General features: G+C 65.0%; 21 protein-coding genes. 12 read left to right on the top strand and 9 right to left on the bottom strand.

What is annotated here, in order from left to right; genetic code table 11:
• Positions 1-51: 51 nt before the first annotated feature.
• On the top strand, positions 52-1,416 hold the full coding sequence (tgt, locus tag AAE021_RS14170) for a tRNA guanosine(34) transglycosylase Tgt (RefSeq protein ID WP_425362405.1): 1,365 nt from the start codon (positions 52-54) through the stop codon (positions 1,414-1,416).
• Positions 1,417-1,485: 69 nt separating this feature from the next.
• Here tgt and AAE021_RS14175 read toward each other — a convergent pair whose 3' ends face one another.
• Together AAE021_RS14175 and AAE021_RS14180 are read right to left on the bottom strand one after the other, a co-directional pair.
• A complete protein-coding gene (locus AAE021_RS14175) occupies positions 1,486-1,788 on the bottom strand; it encodes a hypothetical protein (protein WP_342022967.1) in 303 nt (100 codons plus the stop codon).
• A gap of 225 nt (positions 1,789-2,013) precedes the next feature.
• Positions 2,014-2,751 (bottom strand): queuosine precursor transporter, encoded by a 738-nt coding sequence (locus AAE021_RS14180; RefSeq protein WP_342022968.1) that lies wholly within the window; start codon positions 2,749-2,751, stop codon positions 2,014-2,016.
• Between the two features lie 261 nt (positions 2,752-3,012).
• Here AAE021_RS14180 and AAE021_RS14185 point away from each other — a divergent pair, with 261 nt between their 5' ends.
• The 3 genes from AAE021_RS14185 to thiD all read left to right on the top strand — a co-directional run bounded on the left by AAE021_RS14185 (position 3,013) and on the right by thiD (position 5,135).
• The gene (locus AAE021_RS14185; protein WP_342022969.1) at positions 3,013-3,693 is read left to right on the top strand and encodes a TetR/AcrR family transcriptional regulator; all 681 of its coding nucleotides are present in this window, start codon (positions 3,013-3,015) and stop codon (positions 3,691-3,693) included.
• On the top strand, positions 3,686-4,150 hold the full coding sequence (locus tag AAE021_RS14190) for a hypothetical protein (protein WP_342022970.1): 465 nt from the start codon (positions 3,686-3,688) through the stop codon (positions 4,148-4,150). Before AAE021_RS14185 ends, AAE021_RS14190 begins: the two co-directional genes overlap by 8 nt.
• Positions 4,151-4,289: 139 nt before the next feature.
• A complete protein-coding gene (gene thiD / locus AAE021_RS14195) occupies positions 4,290-5,135 on the top strand; it encodes a bifunctional hydroxymethylpyrimidine kinase/phosphomethylpyrimidine kinase (protein WP_342022971.1) in 846 nt (281 codons plus the stop codon).
• 78 nt (positions 5,136-5,213) lie between these two features.
• Here thiD and AAE021_RS14200 read toward each other — a convergent pair whose 3' ends face one another.
• Positions 5,214-6,701 (bottom strand): polysaccharide pyruvyl transferase family protein, encoded by a 1,488-nt coding sequence (locus AAE021_RS14200; RefSeq protein ID WP_342022972.1) that lies wholly within the window; start codon positions 6,699-6,701, stop codon positions 5,214-5,216.
• Entirely contained in the window at positions 6,698-7,723 is a 1,026-nt protein-coding gene (locus tag AAE021_RS14205) for a glycosyltransferase family A protein (RefSeq protein ID WP_342022973.1), read from the bottom strand. Before AAE021_RS14205 ends, AAE021_RS14200 begins: the two co-directional genes overlap by 4 nt.
• A 261-nt stretch (positions 7,724-7,984) precedes the next feature.
• Here AAE021_RS14205 and AAE021_RS14210 point away from each other — a divergent pair, with 261 nt between their 5' ends.
• Positions 7,985-11,878, top strand: coding sequence for a S8 family serine peptidase (locus AAE021_RS14210; protein WP_342022974.1), 3,894 nt, complete (start codon positions 7,985-7,987; stop codon positions 11,876-11,878).
• Between the two features lie 117 nt (positions 11,879-11,995).
• Here the strand turns inward: AAE021_RS14210 and AAE021_RS14215 are convergent, their stop codons facing one another.
• Together AAE021_RS14215 and AAE021_RS14220 are read right to left on the bottom strand one after the other, a co-directional pair.
• The gene (locus AAE021_RS14215; RefSeq protein WP_342022975.1) at positions 11,996-12,895 is read right to left on the bottom strand and encodes a DNA-formamidopyrimidine glycosylase family protein; all 900 of its coding nucleotides are present in this window, start codon (positions 12,893-12,895) and stop codon (positions 11,996-11,998) included.
• Between the two features lie 68 nt (positions 12,896-12,963).
• A complete protein-coding gene (locus AAE021_RS14220) occupies positions 12,964-14,463 on the bottom strand; it encodes a helix-turn-helix domain-containing protein (protein WP_342022976.1) in 1,500 nt (499 codons plus the stop codon).
• Positions 14,464-14,610: 147 nt separating this feature from the next.
• Between AAE021_RS14220 and aceA the strand changes: the two genes are divergently transcribed.
• From aceA to AAE021_RS14240, 4 genes are all read left to right on the top strand, one after another.
• Positions 14,611-15,909, top strand: coding sequence for an isocitrate lyase (aceA, locus tag AAE021_RS14225; RefSeq protein WP_342022977.1), 1,299 nt, complete (start codon positions 14,611-14,613; stop codon positions 15,907-15,909).
• Between the two features lie 160 nt (positions 15,910-16,069).
• Positions 16,070-17,701 (top strand): malate synthase A, encoded by a 1,632-nt coding sequence (gene aceB / locus AAE021_RS14230; protein ID WP_342022978.1) that lies wholly within the window; start codon positions 16,070-16,072, stop codon positions 17,699-17,701.
• Between the two features lie 310 nt (positions 17,702-18,011).
• On the top strand, positions 18,012-19,409 hold the full coding sequence (locus tag AAE021_RS14235; protein WP_342025424.1) for an amino acid permease: 1,398 nt from the start codon (positions 18,012-18,014) through the stop codon (positions 19,407-19,409).
• 12 nt (positions 19,410-19,421) lie between these two features.
• Entirely contained in the window at positions 19,422-20,138 is a 717-nt protein-coding gene (locus tag AAE021_RS14240) for a DsbA family oxidoreductase (RefSeq protein WP_342022979.1), read from the top strand.
• Between the two features lie 85 nt (positions 20,139-20,223).
• On the opposite strand, the gene AAE021_RS14245 is transcribed toward AAE021_RS14240, so the two are convergent.
• Positions 20,224-21,456 carry an ROK family protein gene (locus tag AAE021_RS14245; protein ID WP_342022980.1) on the bottom strand — a complete coding sequence of 411 codons (1,233 nt, stop codon included), beginning with the start codon at positions 21,454-21,456 and terminating at the stop codon, positions 20,224-20,226.
• Between the two features lie 224 nt (positions 21,457-21,680).
• Here AAE021_RS14245 and AAE021_RS14250 point away from each other — a divergent pair, with 224 nt between their 5' ends.
• From AAE021_RS14250 to AAE021_RS14260, 3 genes are all read left to right on the top strand, one after another.
• Entirely contained in the window at positions 21,681-22,427 is a 747-nt protein-coding gene (locus tag AAE021_RS14250) for a sugar phosphate isomerase/epimerase (RefSeq protein ID WP_342022981.1), read from the top strand.
• The gene (locus tag AAE021_RS14255; protein ID WP_342022982.1) at positions 22,424-23,533 is read left to right on the top strand and encodes a Gfo/Idh/MocA family oxidoreductase; all 1,110 of its coding nucleotides are present in this window, start codon (positions 22,424-22,426) and stop codon (positions 23,531-23,533) included. Before AAE021_RS14250 ends, AAE021_RS14255 begins: the two co-directional genes overlap by 4 nt.
• 64 nt (positions 23,534-23,597) lie before the next feature.
• Positions 23,598-24,809, top strand: coding sequence for a Gfo/Idh/MocA family oxidoreductase (locus AAE021_RS14260; protein ID WP_342022983.1), 1,212 nt, complete (start codon positions 23,598-23,600; stop codon positions 24,807-24,809).
• Between the two features lie 25 nt (positions 24,810-24,834).
• Here AAE021_RS14260 and AAE021_RS14265 read toward each other — a convergent pair whose 3' ends face one another.
• Together AAE021_RS14265 and AAE021_RS14270 are read right to left on the bottom strand one after the other, a co-directional pair.
• Positions 24,835-25,521: a LytR C-terminal domain-containing protein gene (locus AAE021_RS14265; protein ID WP_342022984.1), complete on the bottom strand. Its 687-nt coding sequence runs from the start codon at positions 25,519-25,521 to the stop codon at positions 24,835-24,837.
• Positions 25,514-25,813 carry a type II toxin-antitoxin system VapB family antitoxin gene (locus AAE021_RS14270; protein ID WP_152222701.1) on the bottom strand — a complete coding sequence of 100 codons (300 nt, stop codon included), beginning with the start codon at positions 25,811-25,813 and terminating at the stop codon, positions 25,514-25,516. The genes AAE021_RS14265 and AAE021_RS14270 overlap by 8 nt, the downstream gene beginning before the upstream one ends.
• Between the last annotated feature and the right edge of the window lie 149 nt (positions 25,814-25,962).

The raw sequence follows: 25,962 nt of genomic DNA on the forward strand, positions 1-25,962 counted from the left end.
GCCATAACCGCACTTTCCACCGTACGCCCGCCCCTCACCCGCTCCGGAAAAATGTGGCGGGCGTCCCAGCCTTCCGGGAGAGTGGGCAGCCCCATCCCGCCGGCGCATCCATCACCGTGGAGGGTAAGGCAAAATGGAGGGGTGTCCTCCTCAACGTTCTCCTTTGCCCTCGGTAAGCGCCTGCGCGAAACCACTGCCCCAACAGCTGAGCAGACGCAGGCCAACGGCGGTGAGTTCCAGGGCCGCACCGGCACCATCACCACGCCGCACGGAGAAATCGCGACGCCGGCGTTCATCGCTGTAGGCACCAAAGCCACGGTCAAGGCGGTGCTGCCCGAGTCGATGGCGGATCTCGGCGCACAGGCGCTGCTCGCCAATGCCTACCACCTGTACCTGCAGCCCGGTCCCGACGTCCTGGATGCAGCCGGCGGCCTGGGCAAGTTCATGAACTGGTCCGGACCCACCTTCACCGATTCCGGCGGATTCCAGGTCATGAGTCTTGGTGCCGGCTTCAAGAAGGTCATTAACATGAACGCCGACGGCACCACGCACGCCACCGGGGCGGACGACGCCGTTGCGCCCGGCAAGGAGCGCCTGGCACACATTGACGACGACGGCGTGTGGTTCAAGTCCCACCTCAACGGCGACAAGCACCGCTTCACCCCCGAGGTCTCCATGCAGGTCCAGCACCAGATCGGCGCGGACATCATGTTCGCCTTTGATGAGCTGACAACCCTGATGAATTCCCGCGCCTACCAGGAGATGTCCCTGGAGCGGACCCGCCTGTGGGCGCAGCGCTGCATCACCGAACACGTCAGGCTCACCGAAGAACGTGCCGGCAAGCCGTACCAGGCGTTGTTCGGGGTGCTGCAGGGCGCACAGTACGAGGATCTGCGCCGCAAGGCATCCCGCGACCTGGGCGCGATGGACTTTGACGGCTTCGGCATCGGCGGAGCCCTGGAAAAGGAAAATCTCGGCACCATTGTGCGCTGGTGCACCGAGGAACTGCCCGAGGACAAGCCCCGCCACCTGCTGGGCATTTCCGAGCCCGACGACATCTTCACCGCCATTGAAAACGGTGCCGACACCTTCGACTGCGTGTCCCCCACCCGGGTGGCGCGCACCAGTGCGTTCTACACTCCGCACGGGCGGCTGAACCTGTCCAACGCCCGCTTCAAGAAGGACTTCACGCCGCTGGTGGAGGGCTGTGACTGCTATGCCTGCGCGCACTACACCAAGGCCTACATCCACCACCTGTTCCGCGCCAAGGAAATGGTGGCATCCACTTTGGTGTCGATCCACAACGAGCGCTTCACGGTAAAGCTGGTCGACGACGCGCGCCTGGCCATCGAGGACGGGTCCTTCTTTGATTTCAAGGCGGACACCCTCGGGAAGTACTACAGCGCAACACGCTAGGAAAGCACCACGCCCCGGCCCTGGCCATTAGCCCGGGGCGGGGTAACCGAACCGGCTGCCGGCAGGCCGTTAGTTCCAGGTTCGGGGCAGCGGCGGGTTCTGTTCAGGATCCTGCTCTCCGGAGGGACTCTGGTCCTCCTCGGGCGGGTCTTCCGGCCCGCCCGAAGACCCGCCCGACGATGATCCGCCGCCGGGCTCCGGCTCGTCGGACACCTGAGGACCGGAATGGAAGCCCTCGTTATCGGCGGCTTCCGATGCACCTGCCGTTTCGGTCTCCGCCGCATCGGCATCCTTATTACCGCGGGACAAACTGCCGGCGTCCCGCCCGCCACCGGGTTGTCCGTCTTCCGCTCTGCCGCTGCTCTGCACCATTATTGTTCCTCCTCAGCGTCGTTCCGCATCACCGGAACCGTCATGCCTCCGCCACCGGCGCCGTCGTGCTTAGCCACCGGCACCGTCGCAACCGTTACCGCCTTTGAACGGCGTTGGTTGCGACGCTAGAACAAAAACCCCGGGCACAAAAGAGCGCGGCGGGGATCCGCTCCATTGAATGCGGTTAGCCGCCGTGTCTACCGTGCGGTGTTTACCGTGCCGTGTTTACCGTGCGGAAGCGGAAACTGCGGCAGCGGCGTAGCTGGGCTCGCGCTTCTTGATCGCCTTGATGACGACGGCGGTCACCGGAACAAACAGGAACTCGATCAGGGTCTTATACACAAAGCCGAAGATGACGTAATTAACGAAGGCGCCGGCGTCGGTAATGCCAATGACGGGGGCGGCGATGGCGCAGAAGATCAGCGTGTCGGCAAACTCGCCCACGCCGGTGGAGGCCATGAGCCGGCCGATGAGAGCACGCTCGCGGAACCGCTCCTTCATTTTCACCAGCACCCAGGAGTTGAGGGTCTGTCCGGCCAGGAAACCCAGCAGGCTGGCGGCCACGATCTGCCAGACCGGGCCCAGTGCCACCTCCAAGGCTGCCTGCTTGGCCTGTCCGTAATCGTCATCGAACCCGGGCAGGGCAATGATGACCGCAAAACTCAGGGCAGCCGCCGCCGAAACCGCGAACCCGGTGAAGATGGCGCGGCGGGCGGCCTTGAAGCCGTAAACCTCGCTGATGACGTCGCCCAGGATGTACGCCAGCGGGAAAAGGAAAAACCCGCCGTCGGTCACGATGCTGAAGTCACCGAAAATCGGCCCCAGCACCACTCCCTTGGTGGCTCCGATGTTGGAAATGACGATGACCACGCACATGATCGTCAGGATGATGTCGTAGTGGGAGCTGCCGCGGGCTGCGAATGCCGGGGCTGGCGTCGGATCGACGCCGGTGGAGGTGGGCATGGGAGTTCCGTTTCCTAGTGGTTCGCCGAAGCTGTTTCCGGCTGTATTAGCACTGTGCCCGCTGCACCGGGCGGCCGTAGAAGGGCCGTCGTCAATTCTGCCACGTTCCCGCCGGCAACGGACGACGCCGGGAGGTGAACGGTGCGCGGCACCGGTGCTCTCGGTCCCGGCAACAGATTTTTGAACGCGTTCAATAATGTGATGTACTGGCGGGCGTGCCGGTCACCGTGCGGGCATATAACTGAACACAAGGGAGCGTTAATGGCCGCCACGGTCAAGAGTGAGCAGACCCGGCGGCAGCTGATCGATTCGGCGCTCGAGCTTTTTCAATCCCAGGGGTACGCCAAGACCACCATGCGGGGCATCGCGGAGCACGCAGGCGTGTCGGTGGGCAACGCCTACTACTACTTCCGGTCCAAGGACGAGCTCGTGGCCGAGCTGTACAGGCTCCTTCAGGATGAACACCGCAGCCGGACGCTGCCGCTGTTGCGCGAGGGACATAATCTGGGCGAACACCTGCGGCTGATCCTGCTCGCCCATCTGGACATCATGGGTCCGTACCACGACTTTGGGGCGCACTTTCTGCGGCTGGCCATGCCGCCGTCGCCCGTTCCCGCCCGCCGCGGCCGCCAGAACCCGGCGGACTCGAGCATTGGGCGGGCCAAATCGATAGCGCTGTTCCGGCAGGCCGTCACTGTGTCACGGCCCCAGCCGCCCCTTGCCATCCGTGATGACCTGCCCGAGCTGCTGTGGCTGGTGCATATGGGCGTAACCCTGTTTTGGATCTATGACCGTTCCCCCGGGCAGCGTCGCTCGCGCCGGCTTGCGGACAGCGTCGCGCCCCTGGCCGCGAAGCTCGTTATCCTCTCCCGCCTACCCGTGGTGCGCAATATCGTGGAAGATGTAGTTCACCTATTCCAGGGGGCCAGACGCGATGACTGACAAAGCCGACGACGACGTCGCGCTTCCTCCCCTGGCCGCGACCGACACCGTGTTCTCGGATTCGAAGGTGCTTCCAGGACCGCTGGCTTCTGCCCTCGGCTACGTTGTTGCGTGTTTTGTCCTGGCCTCGATCGCCACCGTGGTGGTGGGATGGGGCACTGCCCGGGATTTCTGGGGCTATGTGTGGACCGTCGTCGTCGCCGCTTTTTATGCCGCTGGCCTGGGTCTGTTCACCGCCCTGCCCGTAGCCCTGGTGCTGGGCTGGTCGCTGCGCCGCGTCTTGAACCAGGGCATCCACATTCTGGCGTTCTTCGTTGTCCCGACACTTCTTGCGTGGCTCATCATTGGCCTCAGCGTTCATTCCGTGGTGGTGCCGCTGCTGATGGCTGCGGCCATCGGGCTGTCCATGGCTGCGGGACGCGCCGTCATCTGGAGGCTTGCACGCCCCTACCCGTAGGCGGGTGTGCCGGCGTCACGCGCAAGGTTTTCAGCAGGGGGCTCATGGGGCACCCGCCTCCCGCTGTGCGGAATGCCCGGAAACGGCAGCATCGAGGGGCCGCTGGCACCGGTGAACCCTTTGGGTGGAAGATGGAGTCATGTCTGCTAACACACACTCCGCCGGAAACGCTGCTCCGGCTGTCACTCTGACCATTGCCGGTTCCGAAGCCACCGGCGGCGCCGGCGCCCAGGCCGACCTGAAAACGTTCCAGGAACTGGGAACCTACGGCATTGCCGCCCTGACGTGCATCGTCTCGTTCAACCCGAAAGACAACTGGAACCACCGTTTCGTGCCCGTTGAGGCACAGGTAATCAGCGACCAGCTCGAAGCGATCCAGACCGCTTATGACCTCGATACCGTAAAGATCGGCATGCTCGGTACGCCGGCAACGATCGACACCGTGGCCAAGGCCCTCCAGAGCCAGCAGTGGACCAACATCGTCCTGGACCCGGTCCTGATCTGCAAGGGCCAGGAACCGGGAGCTGCGCTGGACACGGACCAGGCGCTGAAGGCGCAGATCCTTCCGCTGGCAACCTTTGTCACCCCCAACCACTTCGAATCCATGTCGCTGGCCGGAATGGATGCCATCGAAAGCGTTGAGGACCTGCAGGAAGCAGCCCGCCGCATCCACGAAGCGTCGGGTGCGGTGGTCCTCGCCAAGGGCGGTGTGCGCCTCGACGGTGACGACGCCGTTGATGTCTTCTACGACGGTGAAACCATGGAGGTTCTTCGGGCACCGAAGGTTGGCGATGTCGCGGTCAGCGGCGCCGGATGCACGCTTGCGGCGGCGATTACCGCCGAGCTGGCCAAGGGCGCCACGCCCCTGGCCGCAGCGAAAACCGCCAAGGCATTCGTCACCGAAGGAATCCGAAACCGGGTCTCCTCCAACGCCCCGTTCGATGCCCTGTGGCAGGGCAACGCAGGCAACGGACCCGCGCTCTAGGTTCCTCGGATTGCCCGCCGCCGGCGGGTCAGACCGGCGGCGGGTCAGGCCGGCGCGAATGACGCCGGAGCGGGTGAGCTAGCGGCGAAAAAGCTTGGCGTAGGCGCGGTGCAGGGAAAGAGCGCCCTTAACCGTCCGCGATGACAGCAGCCGCTGGTGTTCCGCCTGCAGTTCCGCGTACTCCCGCCGCTGCTGCTCCAGATAGGACCGCATCCTGTCCTCTTCAACACCTGCCTGCGCCTCCATGCGCGACCGTCCGTAGAATTCCACCGCGATGTGCTGCGTTGGAGCCAGCCACGATCCGGTGGCGCCAAAGTACTGCGCCTCGGGAAGATCAGCAGTGTATCCGGCTGCCGGAGTACCGGCGTGGAATGCGGCGGCCACGGCGTCCCACCACGATTTGCTCCAGGCAGTCCGGGACGGAAGCGCTGCCCCCAGGTGGCGGGAAATCTCTGTACGGCGCTGCCAGGCCTCCGCGAGGGCGGGACCCAGCAGGCCTTCCCGCAGGGCGGGAACCGGAAGGACATAGTCGGCCAGTCCCCAGTTCCCCATGACTCCGGAAAGCCGGACCCCGCTGTAGTTGTCCGGTGCCAGGCCCAGGACGGGGACTCCGGCTGACAGCGCGAAGACCGCCGGATGGTACCGGGAGGTGAGCACCAGGCTGGCCCCAGCGGTTACCCCGGCCGCTTCCCGCGCCGGGAGGACGGGCAGCTGCAGGAACGGAGTGCTCATGGCATCGGTAATCCGGGCGTGCGCTTCCATGTCCCAGCCATGCTCCGCACCAACACCCATGTGGGGAATGAAAACCGCCGGCAAGCCGGTCTGTCCGTGCAGGATGTCCAGCTCAGCTCCGAGCTGGGCGAAGAAGTCCTCCGGCGCATCGCTCAGTGGAGACACCGTCACGGCGGTGTAGCCGCTCTCGGGCAGCCCTGTGGCCCCGCTTTCCGCCGATAGCCGGGGCCAGGAGAACGGCGCCGGCGCCAGGAATGAAGCATCATCCAGTCCTGCGGCGGACAGGATGCCCAGGCGGCGTGCCAGCTGCAGGGATGAAGGCTCCCGCATTGAGCACAGGTCCGCCGAGAGCAGCATGTCGGCCAGAACGATGGTGTCCGGAGCGGTCAGCTGCGGTCCGAGCGTCTGGCCGGAAACGACCAAGGGTTTGCCCAGTTCCCGCGCAATTGCCACCGCTGCGGCCCGCTCATACAGCAGCCATCCGTACCGCGAGTTCAGATTGCCGCCGCCGGCGATCAGGAGGCCGTCGCACTCCGACAGCACGTCGATCAGGGTCCGGGCCGGATCTTCCGGAGGCAGCTCCGAAGTGCCCGCCAAATGGGCACGGATGTCCCGCAGATAGGACTCCCGCTGTGCGGGGGGCCAGGGAAAAGGCAGCGTCGCGGCTGCAGGGGAACCAAACAGCCGCTCGGTCTGGGCCGGATCCCGGGACAGCAGCACCACCTGGAGTCCGCGGCTGCGGAGCTCATCCGCCGCCGCATGACCCATGGCTTCGTCGCCGGCGTGATACACGTCCTGGCCGAGGTCAGCCAGCACCGCAATGCGGGAGCTCATGGGCGGGACTTCCCCGGCAGCGCACTCCGGAGCGCGGCCACTGCCGCGCCTCCACGCCGCAGGAATCCGCTCAGGCTGGTCCTGTGCGTAACTGTTTCCTCGAGCCGGTGGATGGCCTCGTTCAGCTCCGCCTGCATCGCATCCATCCGCCGCTGGTTTTCCAGCAGCAGCTCCTTCTGATCGGCCATCAAACGGCTCACTTCAAGCAGGATGCCGAGACCGCCCTGGGTCAGATCCTTCCGCAGATACTCATCCCGGACCTGGCGGTCAAAACGCCGGTGGTCCTCCGCTTTATCGAAGATGCTGTTGGCATCAGCGCCGCTGGCGGCAGGCCGTTGACTCCAAAAAGCAAGAGGTTCCCCATCGAGGAACCCGATCGGCTGGCGCGACAGGACGCGGATGTTGAATTCCCAGTCACCGCAGACATCCATTTTCTCGTCGTAATATCCGAGTTCTTCATGCAGCGAGCGGCGGTACAGGAAGGAAATAGGCACGGCACGGTTAACCTGCAGCATCTCACCGAGGGATATCTGCTGAATATTTCCCCAGAAAGGTGCGGATCCCGTTTCTTTGATTTCGCCGCCGACGATTTCCTCATACAGTATGGTCGTCCGTACGACAACCCCTGCGTCGGAACAATTATCCAGATGGCGGACCGTCCGTTCGAGAAACTCCGGATGCCAGAGGTCATCATCATCATGAATGGCAATGTAGGTGGAGTCACAGCTGCGGATGCCGGAATTGGACGCTGCTTCCATCCCCCGGCTCGACTCGTGGTTCACCACCGCGACCAGCTCCCGGCCGGCCTCGGGAAAGCGCGCCAGCACCGCTTCGACCTGATCACGGTTGCCCCCGTCATTGACAATAACCACCCGGAATCCGCGGTATGTCTGGGAAAAAATGTTCTTGAGAGCCCGCTCCAGAAACTGTGGACGGTCCTTGGTCCTAACGATGACTGCTACGGACGACGGCACTGGCGCTGACACTTCGCTCCCGGGGTTTGGCTCCACTTCACCCTCCACGATACCGGCACCGGGCGGTGCCGCGGATATGGGTCGGCAGCCGGCCGCGGACAGCACCCCTGAAATGATCAGTCTTTACTGTTGACATCTGTTTATGGAGGAACAAAGGTACAGGTAGCGCCCCGATTTGTTCCTGACCAAAAAATCGCGGAACTACCCAGCTCGTCATTACTCAATACCTCATTGCCAAGTCTCGGTCGGTGGAATCGGAATCAAAAGTTCGGATCCCAGGCTCCGGCAGCCTCTTTTATAAGGAGAAGTATGAATAATCCAAATTATCGGAGATCGGGAAAGGCCACGCTGGCGACACTTGCCGGCCTGGCCTTGGTCTCCAGCATGTGGACCCCGGCTGCGGCCGTGGAGGGGAACACGCAGGGTGATCCGACCGCACAGGGCCTCGCCCGGGTGACGCCGGACCTCAAGGTCTCTGCCGACTTGTCCACGAAGCAGGGCCCGGTCTCAGTATTCGTTCAGTTCACGGGCAAGGGCGCTTTTGAGCAGACACAGCCGCAGGAAGTCCGTGATGGACTTGCGGCACCCCTCAATAAGGCCTCCGAGGTGCAGCAGATTCGCACGTCGATCGAGGCACAGGCTGAGGAGGTTGCCGCACAGGCTTCCTCCAGCATCATTTACACCACCACCAACACCATTCCGGGCGTCGCCATCAACGGTGACGCCGAAGCCATCAGGGCGCTGGCAGCCCGCGGCGACGTCGCCAAGATCACCGGCATCGTGCCCAAGACCCATGAGAACAAGGGCGGGGATATCGACGTCCGGGCCCTGGATTCATGGGTTCAGCGTGACCAGACCGGAGAGGGCGTCACCATAGCCGTCCTGGACACCGGACTGGATTACACCCACTCCGACTTCGGCGGCCCGGGCACAATGGAAGCCTTTGCCCAGGCGCAGGCATCCGACACACTGCCGGCTCCGGAATCAGGTCTGTACGATCCGGAGAAGTTCGCCGGCGGCTGGGACCTGGTGGGCGACGACTACAACGCCGATCCCTCCATCCCGGAGCTGTACAGCCCCGTCCCGAAGCCCGACGCGAACCCGCTGGACTGCCAGAGCCACGGCTCGCATGTAGCCGGCACCGCCGCGGGCTACGGCACCAACGCCGACGGCACCACTTTCGAGGGCGACTACTCAACCCTCACCGCCGACGATGTTAATGCCATGGGCATCGGCCCGGGCACGGCTCCCAAAGCCAAAATCGTCAGCGTCCGCGTTTTCGGCTGCGAAGGCTCCTCTGAGGTGGTCGGCCAGGCACTGGACTACGTCCTGGATCCGAACGGCGACGGGGACTTCAGCGACCGCGCCCAGGTGGTCAACATGTCCCTGGGCTCAACCTTCCCCGCGTACGACGATCCGGAAAACGACATCGTCAATGCACTGACCGCCCAGGGCATCCTGTCCGTGGTCTCCTCCGGTAACTCCGGCGACATCTACGACATCGGCGGTTCGCCGGGCAGCGCTGAAACAGCACTGACCGTAGCCAACAGCGTCGGCTCGCAGACCACGCTGGACGCGGCCAAGGTCCTTGCCCCCGAGGCAGGAACCGCAGCCGGCCAGTACACGGCGAGCTTTAACTACGCCACCGCTCCGGCGGACGCCCTCACCGGAACCGTCGTTATGGGTCCGGACGGGGACAATTCCGACGGATGTGCACCCCTTGACTCCGGCAGCAATGCCGGCAAGTGGGTATGGCTTTCCTGGGATGATGACTCCAGCACCCGCGAATGCGGATCCGCAGTCCGCTGGGACAACGCGGCCAAGGCCGGGTACGCCGGCGTCGTCGTCGACTCCACCCTCAACGGTTTTGATGCCGGAGTGGGCGGCAACGCGCTCATCCCGGGTATCCAGCTCACCGCGGATTCCTCCGAGGAACTGCGCCCCGCAGCCGAGGCCGGAACGCTGGAACTCCAGCTCGACCCCGCACTCGTGGGCTCGGTGACCGGGCAGTCCGGCGCACTGGACACCCTGAACTCCAGCTCCTCGCGCGGCGTCCACGGTTCCAACGGTGTCATCAAGCCTGACGTCGCTGCTCCGGGTACGCAGATCAAGTCCGCACAGGTGGGCACCGGAACCGGTGCCTCCATCAAGAGCGGAACATCCATGGCGGCTCCCAACGTTGCCGGCATCGCGGCCCTGGTGATTGCTGCGACCGACTACAACCCGTACGAGGTCAAGTCGATCATCATGAACACCGCCACCCATGATCTCCTGACGGCTGACGGCGTCGTCTACGCCCCGAACCGTGTTGGTTCGGGACGCGTTGACGCGCTTGACGCACTGGAGACCTCGGTTCTGGCCTACGATTCCGAGAACCCGCGCCTCACTTCGGTGAACTTCGGTGTCCTGGAACTCGGCGCCAAGCCGATCGAGCTCACCCGCTCGGTCACGGTGGAAAACAAGGGAGATTCCCCGCAGACGTTCACTGCTGAATACCTGACCGCAACGCAGGTTCCCGGCGTAGTCATCAGCACGGACACTGCAGCGTTCTCCGTGCCCGCCAACGGCAAGGCCACGGTCCCGGTCACGCTCAGCATCGCGGATCCCGCGGCGCTGGCCAAGACGATCGACCCGGCAGCCGAGAAGCTCCAGGGCGGCAACGCACGTCAGTACATTGCCGAAGCCTCCGGGCGGCTGCAGCTGACGAGTGAAACCTCCGAGACTCTGCGGGTACCGGTATATTCCGCTCCCAAGCCGACCTCCAACATGAAGGCCAGCTCCAAGATCACGTTCGCCGACGAGTCCGCGCTTTCCACGCTGACCACGTTCAGCGGCCGTGCACTGAACCAGGGCAAGGACAGCGAGGCCTACACCTCGCTGGTGACCCCGCTGGTCCTCGGTGCCGAAAGCGAGCGCAAGAGCGGCCTGGCCCTCGAGTCCCTGTACTCGCTGGACCTGCGGACCGTGGGAGCTTCCTCCAACGTTCCGGCACTTGCTGCAGCCAAGGCAGACATGAAGGATTCCTTCCTGAACATCGGTATCAGCACGTGGGAGAACTGGCCGTCGCTGAACAGCAACAGCCAGGTTGCGGTTGAACTCGACACCACCGGTGACGGGGCTGCCGATTTCCTGGCCGCCACGAGTTCAGCCTCCGGGCTGGATCAGCTGGTCTTCGCGGTGTACCCGGTCACGGGTGAAACCCTGGGCGATCCGCTGGGTGTTTTCCCGGTCAACGGCGCACTCGGAGATGTTGACACCAACAATTTCGACACCAATGTGCTGACGCTGCCGATCCCGGCTGCCGCCCTCGGCCTGGACCTGACCAAGTCCGCTCCGGTCCAGTACCGGGTGGCCACCTCCAACGCCCTGAGCGTCGATGAAAGCGGCCAGAACGTCCCGGTCGATTCCACTGACTGGATTGACTTCAACGTCACGGAACCGGCCATGTGGTTCCAGGGCGCCAAGGGCACCGAAAAGGCCAACGCCTTCGTGGAGGCCGACGCCGCCACGCTGGCGGTCAACCGGCAGGCCACCACCACCGAAGGCAAAGCACTGTTCCTGCACCACCACAACGCCGAAGGCGTCAAGGATCAGGTTGCCAAGGTGGAACTCGGTCCGCTGCGTTTCGCTGACGCTTCGGGAACAAAGTTCGAGTCCGAGATCAATTGGATGGCGGATGAGGATCTGACGACCGGTTACAGTGACGGAACCTACCGTCCGTACGGGTCCATCAACCGTGATGCCATGGCGGCCTTCCTGTACCGCCTGGCCGGATCGCCTGCGTTCGACGCACCGGATGTTTCCGCTTTCTCCGACGTAGCCACTGATAACCAGTTCTACAAGGAAATCTCCTGGCTCGCCGCAACCGGTATCTCCACCGGTTACCCGGACGGCACGTTCCGTCCGGTGGCTCCGGTCAAGCGCGACGCGATGGCCGCATTCATGAACCGGTTCGCCGGGGAACAGTGCTCTGTCGAAGGCGCGAAGGGCTACCAGGCACCCGGAACGGCATCGTTCACTGATGTTGCTCTCGACAACCAGTGGCACAGGGAAATCTCCTGGATGAAGGACTCCGGCGTTTCCACCGGGTACCCGGATTCCAGCTACCACCCGTATGAAGATGTCTCCCGTGAAGCCATGGCGGCCTTCATCCAGCGGCTGGACACCTACAACAACGACAACGGCGGCTGCAACTCCTTCTAGTTCGGCAAGAACTGGACTGCTGGCAGCCAGCTAAAAACAGGGCCGTGGGTCCGGGAGCAATCCCGGACCCACGGCTCTTTTTTCTGGCTGCCTCGAGGGGAAGACCATTTCAGACAGTTATTTCAGCAGCCTGGACAGCCTCCGGTCCGCGAGCAGCTTTCCTCCGGTTTGGCAGGTGGGACAGTACTGCAGCGAGGAATCGGCGAACGAGACCTCACGGACCGTGTCACCGCAGACCGGGCAGGGCTCCCCGGTGCGGGCATGAACACGCATGGCCCGGCGTTTGGAGTCCTTCAGCTCGGCGGCCGGACGGCCGGACGCGTTAGCGTTTGCTGACTCCAGAACCGCACGCAGGGCCTGGAACAGCCGGGACACTTCTTCGGGCTTGAGTTTGGCGGCAGTGGCAAACGGCGACAGATGGGCGGCGTGGAGGATTTCGTCGCTGTAGGCGTTGCCGACGCCGGCAATGACCGACTGATCCCGCAGCAGTCCCTTAATCTGGCCGCGGTGGCCGGCCACCAGCCCGGCGAAGGTATCGAAGTCGACGTCGAACGCCTCCGGCCCCAGCCGGGCGATACCCGGAACGTCGGCGGGATCCCGGACGAGATATACCGCCAGCGATTTTTTGGTTCCCGCCTCCGTGAGATCGAAGCCCGGCTCGGCACCGCCGTCGCTCCCTGCTCCTTCCCACGGAGCGAACCGCACCCGCAGCGCCAAACGCCCCTTGCCCGGGCGCAGGCGCCCCGGTTTCAGCGCATCGGACCAGCGCAACCAGCCCGCCTTGGCCAGGTGCATCACCAGGTGGACCCCGCCGGCGGTGAGGACAATGAACTTGCCGCGGCGCTCGACGGCGGACACCGGTGCGGCCTGCAGCGCGTCCAGCGGCACATCCGCAGTCTTCAGGACCGCGAAGGACAGCACCTCCACATCGCAGATGACAGCCGGCGGAGCACCGGACGGTAGGAGCTTTTCCCGCAGGAAGTCGACGAGACCCTGCACTTCGGGCATCTCTGGCATGGACCCACCCTAACGGTTGGCTCGGTTTCGGTCAGTCCCTCTCAGGTTCCGGCCGGTGTTCAGCCTGATCAGTCCCCTGAATGAGCCTGCAGGAACGAATACACCTCAGTCTCGTCCACGCCCGGGAAGGCGCCGGGCGGCAGGGCAGCCAGCAGGTGCGAGTGTGCCCGGGCGCTGGGCCAGGCGAACCCCGACCACTCTGACGCCAGCTCACCGGGAGGCGTGCGGCAGCAGTCCGGGTCCGGGCAGCGGGACTTGGACCGGGCGGTGGTGTCCCGGCCGCGGAACCATTTCACGTGGGCGTAGGGCACGCCGATGCTGAGCGAAAACAGGCCGCCGGAACTCCGCTCGGTGCGGGCCGTGCACCAATAGGTGCCGGCCGGAGTGTCGGTGTACTGGTTGAATGCGCTGAACTTGTCCGGCACCGCAAACACTTCCCGCGATGTCCAGTAGCGGCATATCGGCTGGCCCTCGATGGCGCCGGTGTGGTCCGCGGGGAACGTCACGCCGTCGTTCTCATAGGCCTTGTAAACGATGCCGGACTCGTGGACCTTCTGGAAATGGGTGGGAATGCTCAGGTGCCGGGTGGCGAGGTTCGTGAACCGGTGGGCCGCTGTCTCATAGGACACGGCAAAGGCGTCGCGGATGTCCTCCACAGCAATCTCCTTGGCGGACTTTGCCCGCTGCAGGAACTCGACCGTGGCGTTCTGCGGCAGCAGCAGGGCGGCGGCAAAATAGTTGGTTGCCACGCGCTGGCTCAAAAATTCTCCGTAGCTGCTCGGCGTTTGATGGCCCAGGACATAGTGGCCCAGGGCCTGCAGCAGCACCGACCGCGGATCGTGGTCCGACCGCTGGGACTGGGTCAGGTAAATGCGCCGGTTTTTCAGGTCCGTCACGGAGCGGGTGGAGTGCGGCAGATCGGCAACATGGTGCAGGGCAAACCCCAGGTGAGCGGCAATGTCGGCAATGACGTGCTGCGACAGCGGACCGGCGGTGTGGCCCACCGAGTCCAGCACCTGCTGCGCGGCCTCCTCATACTCCGGAAAGTAGTTGTCGCGCTCGCGCATCATCTTCCGCAGCTCGCCGTTGGCCCGGCGCGCTTCTTCGGGAGTGGCCACCTGCTCATTGAGCCGGCGTTCCAGCTCGGACTGCAGCCCAACCAGCGATTCCAGCACATCAGTGGGCAGGCGGGAACTGATCCGGACCTTGGGCAGCCCCAGGGCGGCATACAGCGGCCCGCGCTGTGCGCGCTCAAGCTCAATTTCCAGGGCCGCCCGCCGGCTGGGCGGTTCCGATCCCAGCAGTTGGTCAATGCTGACGTCCAGTGCGGCCGCGAGGGACTGCATCATGCCCAGCTTGGGTTCGCGCTTGCCGTTTTCGATCAGTGACAGCTGGGATGCGACCGTGCCCACTGCGGCACCGAGATCATCCAGTGTCATTCCCTTGGTTTTGCGCAGGTGCCGGATGCGGCGGCCCATGCTGATCACGTCCACGGTCCGCTCGACGTCGGAACCCGGGACGGGCTTTCGGGGTGCCGGAGCGGGCCGGTGCCATGTTGTGTCAGTCACATTTTCAGATTATGCGAAGAAGTGCGTTTCTTGCCAGAGACAACCTATGGAAAGGGGGTTGTTCTTGCCGCAGTGTTGGTTTCACAGCAAGAACCGCACCGGTAAAACGGCAGCGGTTGCAGGAAAACCTTCCAAGGAGACGTTCGAATGACTCAGGACCAGAACACCGCCCCCACGGCCGAGCAGCTCGCTTCCGATTGGGCCACCGATCCCCGCTGGGAAGGAATCCAGCGCGATTACACGGCCGACGACGTCGTTCGCCTCCGCGGGCGGGTCTCCGAGGAGCACACCCTGGCCCGCCGCGGCGCTGAAAAGCTGTGGGACCAGGTGCGCAACGCCGGCGACACCGGTTACACCAATGCGCTTGGCGCCCTCACCGGAAACCAGGCCGTGCAGCAGGTCAAGGCCGGGCTGAAGGCCATCTACCTCTCCGGCTGGCAGGTGGCAGCGGACGCCAACAACTCCGGCCACACCTACCCGGACCAGTCCCTGTACCCGGCCAACTCGGTTCCCACCGTGGTGCGCCGCATCAACAACGCGCTGATGCGCGCCGACCAGATCGAATTCGCCGAGGGCATCTCCACCGTCGATGACTACCTGGTGCCGATTGTCGCCGATGCAGAAGCAGGCTTTGGCGGTCCGCTGAACGCCTACGAACTGATGAAGTCCATGATCCAGGCCGGTGCCGCCGGTGTTCACTGGGAAGACCAGCTCGCGTCGGAGAAAAAGTGCGGGCACCTGGGCGGCAAGGTGCTCATCCCCACCGCGCAGCACGTCCGCACCCTGAATGCCGCCCGGCTCGCCGCCGACGTCGCCGGCACCCCCACCGTCGTCATTGCCCGCACCGATGCCGAAGCGGCAACGCTGATCACATCCGACGTCGACGAGCGGGACCAGGAGTTCATTACCGGCGAGCGCACAGCGGAAGGCTTCTACAAGGTCCGCAACGGCATTGAACCCTGCATCGCCCGGGCCAAGGCCTACGCACCGTACTCGGACCTGATCTGGATGGAAACCGGCACTCCGGACCTGGAGCTGGCCCGCAAGTTCTCCGAGGCGGTCCGGTCCGAATTCCCGGACCAGATGCTGGCCTACAACTGCTCGCCGTCCTTCAACTGGAAAAAGCACCTCGACGACGACACCATCGCCAAGTTCCAGCGCGAACTCGGCGCGATGGGCTTCAAATTCCAGTTCATCACCCTGGCCGGCTTCCACGCCCTGAACTACTCGATGTTCGACCTGGCCCACGGCTATGCCCGCAACGGCATGAGTGCCTACGTGGAACTGCAGGAAAAGGAATTCGGTTCCGAATCCCGCGGCTACACGGCCACCAAGCACCAGCGCGAGGTCGGCACCGGATACTTCGACGCCATTGCCACGGCACTGAATCCGAACGGCAGCACGCTGGCCCTGGCCGGTTCCACGGAATCCGCCCAGTTCCACTAAACCCCTCACCTTCCCGCCTCCCCCGCCCCCACCTAACTCCCCCCCCCGCGAGATGGCAGAAAGTGCACGTACCAGCCCTGGGAAAAGCACTTTCCGCCATCTCGGCGGATGCTCAGCAAAAGTAATTCCCCAGCCTTGAAAGACTCCGAAGGAGAACGCCATGAATGACCCCATCACCCTGAACGGTGTATCCCTCACTGCCCCCGCGGTGCGGCGGCAGGAGGAAATCCTCACCCCGCAGGCTTTGGACTTCGTCAAGGCGCTGCACCGGGCCACGGCCACGCGGCGGCAGGAACTCCTGCAGCAGCGCCAGGCCCGCCGGACGCAGATCTCCAACGGAGCCGACCCGGCGTTCCTGTCCGAAACCCGGAGCATCCGCGAAGACGATTCCTGGCGGGTGGCCCCCACGGCACCAGGGCTTGAGGACCGCCGGGTGGAAATCACCGGGCCCGTGGACCGGAAAATGACCATCAACGCCCTGAACTCCGGGGCGAAGATGTGGCTGGCCGACATGGAGGACTCCTCTACGCCGTCGTGGGCCAACGTCATTAACGGTCAGCTGAACCTGCGCGACGCGCTGGACCGCCGCATCGACTTCACCTCCCCGGAGGGCAAGGACTACAAGCTGCAGGGTTCCTCGCTCACTGACCTGCCCACCATCGTGGTCCGTCCCCGCGGGTGGCACCTGCCGGAAAAGCACATGCTGGTGGACAACACCCCGATTGCCGGCGGAATCGTGGACTTCGGTCTGTACTTCTTCCACAACGCCCAGCGCCTGATCTCGCAGGGCCGGGGCCCCTACTTCTACCTGCCGAAGATCGAAAACCACCTGGAGGCCCGGCTGTGGAATGACATCTTTGTCCTGGCGCAGGATTTGCTCGGCATCCCGCAGGGCACCATCCGTGCCACGGTGCTGATCGAGACCATCACCGCAGCCTTCGAGATGGAGGAAATCCTCTACGAACTGCGGGACCACGCCGCCGGCCTGAATGCCGGACGCTGGGACTACATCTTCTCGGTGATCAAGAACTTCCGCACCCGCGGCCCGCGGTTCGTGCTGCCGGACCGGAACATGGTGACCATGACCGCGCCGTTTATGCGCTCCTACACCGAGCAGCTGGTCCGGGCATGCCACCGCCGCGGAGCCCATGCGATTGGCGGCATGGCCGCCTTCATCCCCAACCGCAAGGATGCCCAAGCGAACGACGTCGCAATGGAGAAGGTGCGGGCCGACAAGACCAGGGAAGCCAACGACGGTTTTGACGGGTCCTGGGTGGCCCACCCGGATTTGGTGCCGGTGGCCATGGAGGTGTTCGACGGCGTACTCGGCGAGAACCCGAACCAGCTTGGCCGCAGCCGCGAAGACGTCATCCCGAATGCCAAGGCGCTGCTGGACATTGCTGCCACCCCCGGCGTCATCACCGAAAAGGGCATCCGCAGCAACATCGAGGTGGGCATCCGCTACATCGAGTCCTGGCTGCGCGGCAACGGTGCGGCCGCCATCAATAACCTGATGGAGGACGCGGCCACGGCGGAGATTTCCCGTTCGCAGATCTGGCAGTGGATCCACGCCTCGGCGGTCACGGATGACGGCGAAATCATCACGCACCAGTGGGTGGAGGAACTGGTGGACGAGGAATTCGCAGGCCTGCAGCGTTTTGACGGCGACCGTTTCGACGACGCCCGTGAGCTCTTCGAGGAGGTGGCGTGCGGCGAGCACTTTCCGACCTTCCTGACGGTGCCGGCCTACGCACGGTTCCTGCACGAAGCGCAGGAGCTGGCGGCGGTCTAACGGCTGGGACACCGCGACGACGGGGACGCGCGCACGGCAGGGCTGCCAGCATCATGAGATAACCGACGAACAACGAAACACCCAGCAGGGTCCGGAGCCGGCAGCGGCACGGGCCCTGCTGCCGTGACGACCCTGCGGCCTCTGACGCCACCTGACCGTGACCGGCGGAACGGCGGGCTGCCCCGTACCGGCGTACCATGGATAGGCCCCTAATTTGGGCTTGCCTCCCCTAGTCCCAAGGTGTGTTGTCTTGAAGTCCTCCTTTACCCAGGCCTTGGCCCGGGGCCTGAATATCCGGCACATCCGGTTCATGGCGCTCGGTTCCGCGATTGGCACCGGCCTCTTTTACGGTTCGGCTTCCGCCATCCAGTCGGCCGGTCCCGCCGTCCTGCTGGCGTACATGATCGGTGGCGCCGCTGTGTTCCTGGTCATGCGGGCGCTTGGCGAAATGGCTGTCCGGCATCCGGTTTCCGGGTCCTTCGGCCAGTACGCCAGCCGCTACCTCGGCCCGTTCGCAGGCTTCATCACCGGCTGGACCTTCGCCTTTGAAATGGCCATTGTCGCCATTGCCGACGTCACCGCGCTGGGCATCTACATGGGCTTCTGGTTCCCCGACGTTGCGCGGTGGATCTGGATCCTTGCCGCCGTCCTGCTGATCTCGGCGCTGAACCTGATGCGCGTGAAGGTCTTCGGTGAGACCGAGTTCTGGCTCTCCATCATCAAGGTCACGGCCATCCTCGCGATGATCATCGGCGGCGCCGCCATTGTGGTGTTCGGCTTCGGACTGCCGGACACGGCCAACCCGGGACTGGAGACCATGCTGGGCTCCGGCGGCTTCTTCGCCAATGGATTCTGGGGGCTGCTGGCATCCTTCTCCATTGTGATGTTCGCGTTTGGCGGCATCGAAACCGTGGGTATCACCGCCGGCGAGGCGGACAACCCCAAGAAGGCGATCCCGGCCGCGGTCAACACCGTGCCGGTGCGCATCCTGCTCTTCTACGTCTGTGCCCTGGCCGTGCTGATGATGATCTTCCCGTGGCAGGACATCGACGGCGCCACGAGCCCGTTTGTGCAGATTTTCGATTCCTTGGGCATCCCCGCGGCCGCGCACATCCTCAACGCCGTCGTCATCACCGCCGCCCTCTCGGCCATCAACGCCGACATTTTCGGTGCCGGCCGCATGCTCTACGGACTGGCCCAGCAGGGCCAGGCGCCGAACTCGTTTGCCAAGGTCTCCCGCCACGGCGTGCCGTGGATGACCGTGGCAACCATGGGCGCCGTGCTGCTTGCCGGCGTCGTCCTCAACGCCCTGCTGCCCGAGGACCTGTTCAAGATCATCGCGTCAATCGCCACCTTTGCCACCGTGTGGGTGTGGCTGATGATCCTGCTCTCGCACATCGCGATGAAGCGTGAGATCAAGCGCCGCGGCCTTCCGGCATCGGAATTCGGTGTGCCGTTTTGGCCGGCTGCTTCCTATGCGGCTCTGGCCTTCATGGCGTTCATAGTGGTGCTGCTGGGCATCATGCCGGACACCCGGGTTGCCCTGGTGGTGGGCGTCGTCTGGATCGGCCTGCTCTTCGTCGCGTATCGGCTCTGGGTGCGCGGAAACGGACGGGTCCGCGCTGAGCTGGCGGATGAAACGGGCGTGGAGCGGATCGACGCCGGGGATGGACCCCGGAGTGCCGGGAATGTCCCGGCAGCTTCCTAGGTTGCAAACGGCATGAAGGTTGAAATTTGGTCTGACATTGCCTGCCCCTGGTGCTACATCGGAAAGCGCCGCTTCGAAACAGCTCTCGCGGGGTTTGAGCACCGCGGCGATGTGGAGGTGTCCTGGCGCAGCTACCAGCTGGACCCGTCGCTGCCCGAGCACAACGACGGTACCGAGGTGCAGTACCTGAGCGAGCGCAAGGGCATTGATCCGACGCAGCTGGCCGGGATGCTGGAGCAGGTCACGGCACAGGCTGCGGGAGTGGGCCTGAACTATGACTTCGATTCCCTGGTGGTGGCCAACAGTTTTTCGGCGCACCGGCTGATCCACCTGGCCCGCACCGAAGCGGGAACGGCTGCGGCCGACGGCGTCAAGGAAGCGCTGCTGTCGGCCCACTTTGAGCAGGGCCGCGACATTGGCAGCGCTGAGGTCCTCGCCGAAATCGGCGCCCGTGCTGGACTGGATCCGGAGCGGGTGCGGACCATGCTGGCCGAGGGCGAGTTCACCGATGAAGTCAACGCGGACATCGCCGAAGCCCAGCAGCTGGGCGTCAGCGGTGTGCCGTTCTTCGTGATCGACCGCAAATACGGAATCTCCGGCGCGCAGCCGCCGGAACTGTTCACCCAGGCCCTGGAAACTGCGTGGGAGGAATCGCGTCCCCTGCAGATGGTGACGCCTCCGGCCGCAGGATCCGCGGACGGACCCGCCTGCGGCCCGGACGGCTGCTAGCAACGGCTCCGAACCCGGGCGGGCCGGACCTACCCGGCCGCCGCCGCCAGTTCCCGCTCGCTCCATACCCCCGGGCGGGCCGGACCTACCCGGCCGCTGCCGCCAGTTCCCGCTCCATACCCTCGGGCGACAGCAGGTGCTCGGTCACCATCAGGCTCGCGCCCAACAGCGCGGCGCCGTCTCCGGCAGCGGATGCAACAACCTGCAGGCTGGACGTCGCCAGTGGCAGCGACCGTGAGTAAATCACTTCCTTGACGCCGGCGAGCAACTGCTCGCCGGCGGCCGCCATGCCGCCGCCAATAACGATCACCGAGGGATTGAGCAGGTTCACGCAGGTGGCCAGCACATCCCCCACATCACGTCCGGCCTGCCGCAGCGCGCGGATGGCCTGCAGCTCCCCGTGTCTGGCCAGCGCCAGGACATCGTCGCCGGTCTGTGCCGCGAGACCGGCCTCCGCCAGGGCCAGGGCCAGGGCCGGCCCCGAAGCGATCGCTTCCAAACAGCCGGTATTACCGCATCGGCACACTACGCCGTCGCCCCGCGGCACCCGCACGTGCCCCAGATCTCCCGCCGTTCCGCTGGCTCCGCGCTGCAGCTGCCCGCTGCTGATCAGGCCGGCGCCAATGCCGGTGGCCACCTTGATGAACAGCACATCATCGTGGCCGGGCCAGTACGCCGCGCGCTCTCCCAGCGCCATGATGTTGACGTCGTTGTCCACCAGAACCGGCACCCCAAGGCTGCGCTGGATGTAGCCGACCACGTCGAACCCGTCCCAGCCGGGCATGATCGGCGGCTTCACCGGACGTCCGCTGGAATGTTCCACGGGTCCGGGCAACCCGATGCCAATGCCGGCAAGATCCGATTCCGGCCGGCCGGCAACGGTGAGCATCTCCCGTCCCGCCGCAACCACCCAGTCCAGAATGGCTTCGGGACCCGAGGACACCGGCATGGCCGTTGCGGACCGGAAAAACTCGGTGCCCACCAGGTTCGTTCCCGCCGCCCGGATATGGGTGGCGCCCACATCCACGGCAAGGACCATTTTCGCGTCGGGATTGAAGGCAAAACGCGACGGCGGCCGGCCGCCGGAGGACACCGCATCCCCGGCCGGCCCCACCAGTCCGGTGGCCAGCAGCGCGTCGATCCGCGCAGCCACGGTTGATCGGGCAAGCCCCGTAACGGACACCAATTCCGCCCGCGTCCGGGCCCGCCCGTCCCGCAGAAGCTGGAACATCTCCCCCGCCGGATAGCCTGCCGGCGGAGCCGCAGCAGCTCCTGTTCCGCTGCTGCCGGCGGCGGCCAGGGCCTGCGAATGTGTCATTACTAACCAATAGCACGGCCACTTAGGAAAGTCATCCGGACAGAAGTTCGGTTTGAGAACCGACTTTTGCTTGACTGTTGGCAAAAGTCTCCCTAGGTTGAAGGTGTCGTGCATCACACACGCAACCGTCCGGCTGGGTCCCGTCCGGCACCTGTTGCCGCGGAGGAGCCTTTCCACGAGCATGTTATCCACCAGATCCGGCCAGCACTTCCGAGGAGCGCAAAGTGAGACTTTCCCTTCAGCTGTACACCGTCCGTCGAGAGTTGGAGGCGGACCTGCCCGGAACGCTCAAGGCGCTTGCCGGTGTCGGCTTTGACCAGGTGGAACCGTACAACTTCCAGGAGAACCCCGAGGAGCTCGCCTCCGCCCTGCGGGACAACGGACTGAGCGCACCCTCCGGCCACGCCCCGCTGCTCCGCAGCGGCCAGGACCAGGACCAGATCTTCTCCGCCGCGAAGACGCTGGGAATCGGCACCGTCATTGACCCGCATGTGCCCGAGGACCGGTGGAAAACCGAGGATGACATCGCCGCCACTGCAGCAGCCCTCAACGACGCAGCCGCCAAGGGCGCTGCCTACGGAGTGCGGGTGGGATACCACAACCACTGGTGGGAACTGGAGACCCTTCCGGACGGCCGCACCGGGCTGGAGGTCCTGGCCTCACACCTGAATCCGGAAGTCATCCTGGAAGTGGACACGTACTGGGCCGCAGTGGGCGGGCAGGATGCGGCGGCGCTGCTGGGCCGCCTCGGTGACCGGGTCCGGTTCATCCACATCAAGGACGGTCCGGTGACCTCCGACCCCGCAGCCCAGCTGCCGGTCGGCGACGGCGTGATGCCCGTTTGGGACGTTATTGCCGCAGCAGCGGCGCTGGAGACCGGCGTCGTCGAACTCGACGACTATGCCGGGAACATGATGGACGCCGTTTCGGCGAGCTTTGAGTACCTCACCGCGGGAAGGCCGGAAGCATGAGCAAGCAGGGACCTGTCGGCGTCGGGATCATCGGCGCCGGCGTCATCAGCAAGGAATACCTCACGAACCTCACGTCTTTTCCGGATGTGAAGGTGCACATTGTGGCGGATCTTTTTGAGGAAGTGGCCGCCGCGCGCGCAGCCGAGTTCGGCATCAGCGAATCCGGCGGCGTTGACGCGGCCCTGAACCACCCCGACGTCGAGATCATCGTCAACCTCACCATCCCGGCGGCACACGTGGAAGTCGCCACCGCCGCGGTCAACGCAGGCAAGCATGTATGGAGCGAAAAACCGTTCTCCCTGGACCGCGAATCCGGGCTCGGCCTGCTCAAGACGGCGGCCGCCGCGGGGATACGCCTGGGCTGCGCCCCGGACACGTTCCTGGGTTCGGGCCTGCAGACCGCGCGGCGCATGATCGAAAACGGCGACATCGGCACCCCGCTGACCGCCCTCACGCTGATGCAGTCCCCCGGGCCCGAATCATGGCACCCGAACCCCGCCTTCCTCTTCCAGGAAGGTGCCGGTCCCCTCTTCGACATTGGCCCGTATTACCTGACGGCCCTGGTGCAGACCTTCGGTTCCATCCGCAAGGTCGGGGCTTTCGGGTCCCGAGCGAAGGAACTTCGCACCATCGGTTCCGGTCCGCGCGCCGGCGAGGAGTTCGCCGTCACCGTACCCACCCACGTCAGCGCCATTGCGCAGTTTGAGGGCGGTGCGTCCTCGCAAAGCATCTTCAGCTTTGAGTCGCCTTATCCGCGGCCGGGGTTCGTCGAGATCACGGGCAGCGAGGCCACCATCGCGTTCCCGGATCCCAACATGTTCGACGGCGACATCCGGATCTGTGCCACGGGCTCAACCGACTGGACCACCATACCGACGCCGTCGGTGCCCGGCACGCGCGGCACCGGTGTGCTGGAGATGGCACGGGCCATCCGTGAAGAGCGTCCGCACCGGGCGCAGGGCGAGCTGGCGTACCACGTGCTGGATGCGATGGCTTCAATCTCGGAGTCCATGGAGACCGGCAACTTCGTGACGGTGGACAGCTCCGCCGCGCGCGTGCCGGCCCTGCCCGAGGACTGGGATCCGACCGCCCTGACGCTCGCCTGATCCGCTCCTGCCACCCGGCCCTCAGACCAGACCAGCTCACCCACCAGCTCAAGGGACGTTCCCCATGCCTCTACCATCCTCCGACCGCCCCCTGGGGGTCGCCGTCATCGGTTATGCCTTCATGGGCAAGGCCCACTCTCAGGCATGGCGTAATGCACGGGCGTTTTTTGATACCCCCGCCTACGAACAGAAGCTGCTGGTCGGCCGGGACGCGGAACAGGCTGCGGCGGCAGCGGAACGGTACGGCTGGCAGGAATCCACCACTGAGTGGCGGGACGTGCTCACCCGGGATGACATCGACGTCGTCGACATCTGCTCCCCCGGCTACCTGCATGCCGAAATGGCGGTCGCGGCCCTGGACGCCGGCAAGCATGTGCTGGTGGAGAAGCCGCTGGCCAACACCGTGGCCGAGGCCGAAGCCATGGCCGATGCCGCGCGCCGAGCCGGAGCCCGGGGCATCCGGTCCATGGTGGGCTTCAACTACCGGCGCGTTCCGGCACTGGCGCTGGCCCGGGACCTCATCGCCGAAGGCCGCCTCGGCACCATCCGGTCCGTCCGCAGCGCGTATCTGCAGGATTGGCTTGCCGACCCGGGGGCGCCCATGACCTGGCGCCTGGACAAGGAAACCGCCGGATCCGGCGCCCTCGGGGACATCGCGTCCCACTTGGTGGACCAGATCCATTTCCTGCTCCAGGACCGCGTCACGGGAGTCAACGGACGGCTGCACACCTACATCAGTGAGCGGCCCGCAGCTGAGGCGGCGGGGGCGACGGGCGGACTTGCGGCGGCAAGTGTTGCTGAACCCGCCGGGGAACCGGCCCCGATGCGCCGGGTCACGGTCGACGACGCGGCCTGGGCCACGCTGGATCTGGCCGGCGGCGCCGTCGCCAGCCTCGAGGTGTCCCGGGTTGCGCTGGGCCGCAAGAACTCACTGCAGATCGAGGTGTTTGGGGATCTGGGAAGCCTGGCCTTTGACCTGGAGAACCTCAACGAGCTGCAGTTCTTCGACGGAAGCAGCCCTGTGTCCCGGCAGGGCTTCACCCGGATCCTCGCCACCGAACCGGAGCATCCCTACGTCTCGTCCTGGTGGCCGCAAGGTCACGTGCTGGGCTGGGAACACAGCTTTGTGCATGAAATTGCCGATTTTCTCGGCTGCGTCAGGGACGGACTGGCACCGTCGCCGTCCTTTGCTGACGGGTTGGCCGTGCAGCGGGTGCTGGCCGCCGTGGAACAAAGCGCGGCCGCAAAGAACATCCTGATCCCGGTGGACGCCTAGTTAGTTGGTCTGGGTGCCGCGCAGGTCAGGGTGCTGCGGCAGGCGTCGGTGTTTCCGACATCCACGGGCAGCTCATCGGTCCGGCGGCTGTGGCAAGAACGCTTTCGGGCGGCACCAGCGTGGTGTATCCGGAGCCCAGCACAACGTCCACTGAGGTGTCTTCCCGCTCATCCTGGACGTACTGGGTACCCGGAATTTGCTGCTGCAGGGTGAAGGCCCCCGCTTCGCCGTCCGGACCGGAGATGATGATGGCGGTCATGCCCACCCGGTTGACCATGCTGTTGCCGACGGTGCCGCGCAGGAATCCGCGTTCGGCAAGCGCGTCCGAGACCTGCGTGGCCAGTCCCGCCGTCGGCGTCGTATTAAAGACGTTGACGGTGACCGTTTCCGGCGGCTGGTAGGTGAACGGCCCGGCGGGGCACTCGGCCGAAGCTGTCGGTGCCACCTCCGGCTCGGACAGCTCTATCCACCCCTTCTGGAGCGCCTGCGCAAAAAGCGCAGCGAGCAGCAGCAGCACCACCAGGACAGCTATGACAATCCGGTGCCGCAGACGCCGCCGCCGCGCCAGGCGCACCCTCTCGGCCTCGTCGGCCTCCGGATCAAAAACGGCTCCGAGATCGTCTTCAGTGACAATCCGGTGGCCGTGCCATTCGGTGGGGTCGGCCTTGGCCGCCCGGTTCCGGTGCGCCGTCCCGGAGGGCCTGTCAGTCATCGATCACCAGGACACGTGCATGCAGAATGGTCCGCTGGTGAAGCGCTGTCCGCACAGCGCGGTGCAGTCCGTCTTCCAGATACATGGTGTCCCTCCATAACACGACGTGCGGGAAAAGATCTCCGAAGAAGGTGGAGTCTTCGGCCAGCAGGGCACCCAAATCCAGGGTGCTCTTAGTGGTCACCAACTCATCCAGGCGCACCTGCCGGGGAGGAACCGCTGCCCAGTCCTTGGGTGTTACGTATCCATGGTCAGGGTAGGGGCGTCCGTCGCCAACAGCTTTGAAGATCACTTATACAGACTAGAGAAGAAGTGCACCCTTTGAAACAGCGGCGCCCGGCGGTGCGGCCGCATTCCGTTACATTACGGACACGAAGGGGACCTAAATCCGGAAATGCCGCTCCCACCAGCACCAATACTCTCGGAGTGCCGGGACGCGCC

The sequence above is a fragment of the Arthrobacter citreus genome (assembly GCF_038405225.1).
Classification (GTDB): domain Bacteria; phylum Actinomycetota; class Actinomycetes; order Actinomycetales; family Micrococcaceae; genus Arthrobacter_B; species Arthrobacter_B citreus_A.

Bases quoted from the DNA above. Each gene is read 5' to 3' on its own strand.
- AAE021_RS14235 (WP_342025424.1), top strand. From the start codon at position 18,012: ATGGCGCTCGGTTCCGCGATTGGCACCGGCCTCTTTTACGGTTCGGCT.
- AAE021_RS14265 (WP_342022984.1), bottom strand. From the start codon at position 25,521: ATGACTGACAGGCCCTCCGGGACGGCGCACCGGAACCGGGCGGCCAAG.
- AAE021_RS14200 (WP_342022972.1), bottom strand. From the start codon at position 6,701: ATGAGCTCCCGCATTGCGGTGCTGGCTGACCTCGGCCAGGACGTGTAT.
- AAE021_RS14180 (WP_342022968.1), bottom strand. From the start codon at position 2,751: ATGCCCACCTCCACCGGCGTCGATCCGACGCCAGCCCCGGCATTCGCA.
- AAE021_RS14255 (WP_342022982.1), top strand. From the start codon at position 22,424: ATGAGCAAGCAGGGACCTGTCGGCGTCGGGATCATCGGCGCCGGCGTC.
- AAE021_RS14245 (WP_342022980.1), bottom strand. From the start codon at position 21,456: ATGACACATTCGCAGGCCCTGGCCGCCGCCGGCAGCAGCGGAACAGGA.
- aceA (WP_342022977.1), top strand. From the start codon at position 14,611: ATGACTCAGGACCAGAACACCGCCCCCACGGCCGAGCAGCTCGCTTCC.
- AAE021_RS14215 (WP_342022975.1), bottom strand. From the start codon at position 12,895: ATGCCAGAGATGCCCGAAGTGCAGGGTCTCGTCGACTTCCTGCGGGAA.
- AAE021_RS14175 (WP_342022967.1), bottom strand. From the start codon at position 1,788: ATGGTGCAGAGCAGCGGCAGAGCGGAAGACGGACAACCCGGTGGCGGG.
- tgt (WP_425362405.1), top strand. From the start codon at position 52: ATGTGGCGGGCGTCCCAGCCTTCCGGGAGAGTGGGCAGCCCCATCCCG.
- AAE021_RS14240 (WP_342022979.1), top strand. From the start codon at position 19,422: ATGAAGGTTGAAATTTGGTCTGACATTGCCTGCCCCTGGTGCTACATC.
- aceB (WP_342022978.1), top strand. From the start codon at position 16,070: ATGAATGACCCCATCACCCTGAACGGTGTATCCCTCACTGCCCCCGCG.
- thiD (WP_342022971.1), top strand. From the start codon at position 4,290: ATGTCTGCTAACACACACTCCGCCGGAAACGCTGCTCCGGCTGTCACT.
- AAE021_RS14210 (WP_342022974.1), top strand. From the start codon at position 7,985: ATGAATAATCCAAATTATCGGAGATCGGGAAAGGCCACGCTGGCGACA.
- AAE021_RS14190 (WP_342022970.1), top strand. From the start codon at position 3,686: ATGACTGACAAAGCCGACGACGACGTCGCGCTTCCTCCCCTGGCCGCG.
- AAE021_RS14260 (WP_342022983.1), top strand. From the start codon at position 23,598: ATGCCTCTACCATCCTCCGACCGCCCCCTGGGGGTCGCCGTCATCGGT.
- AAE021_RS14185 (WP_342022969.1), top strand. From the start codon at position 3,013: ATGGCCGCCACGGTCAAGAGTGAGCAGACCCGGCGGCAGCTGATCGAT.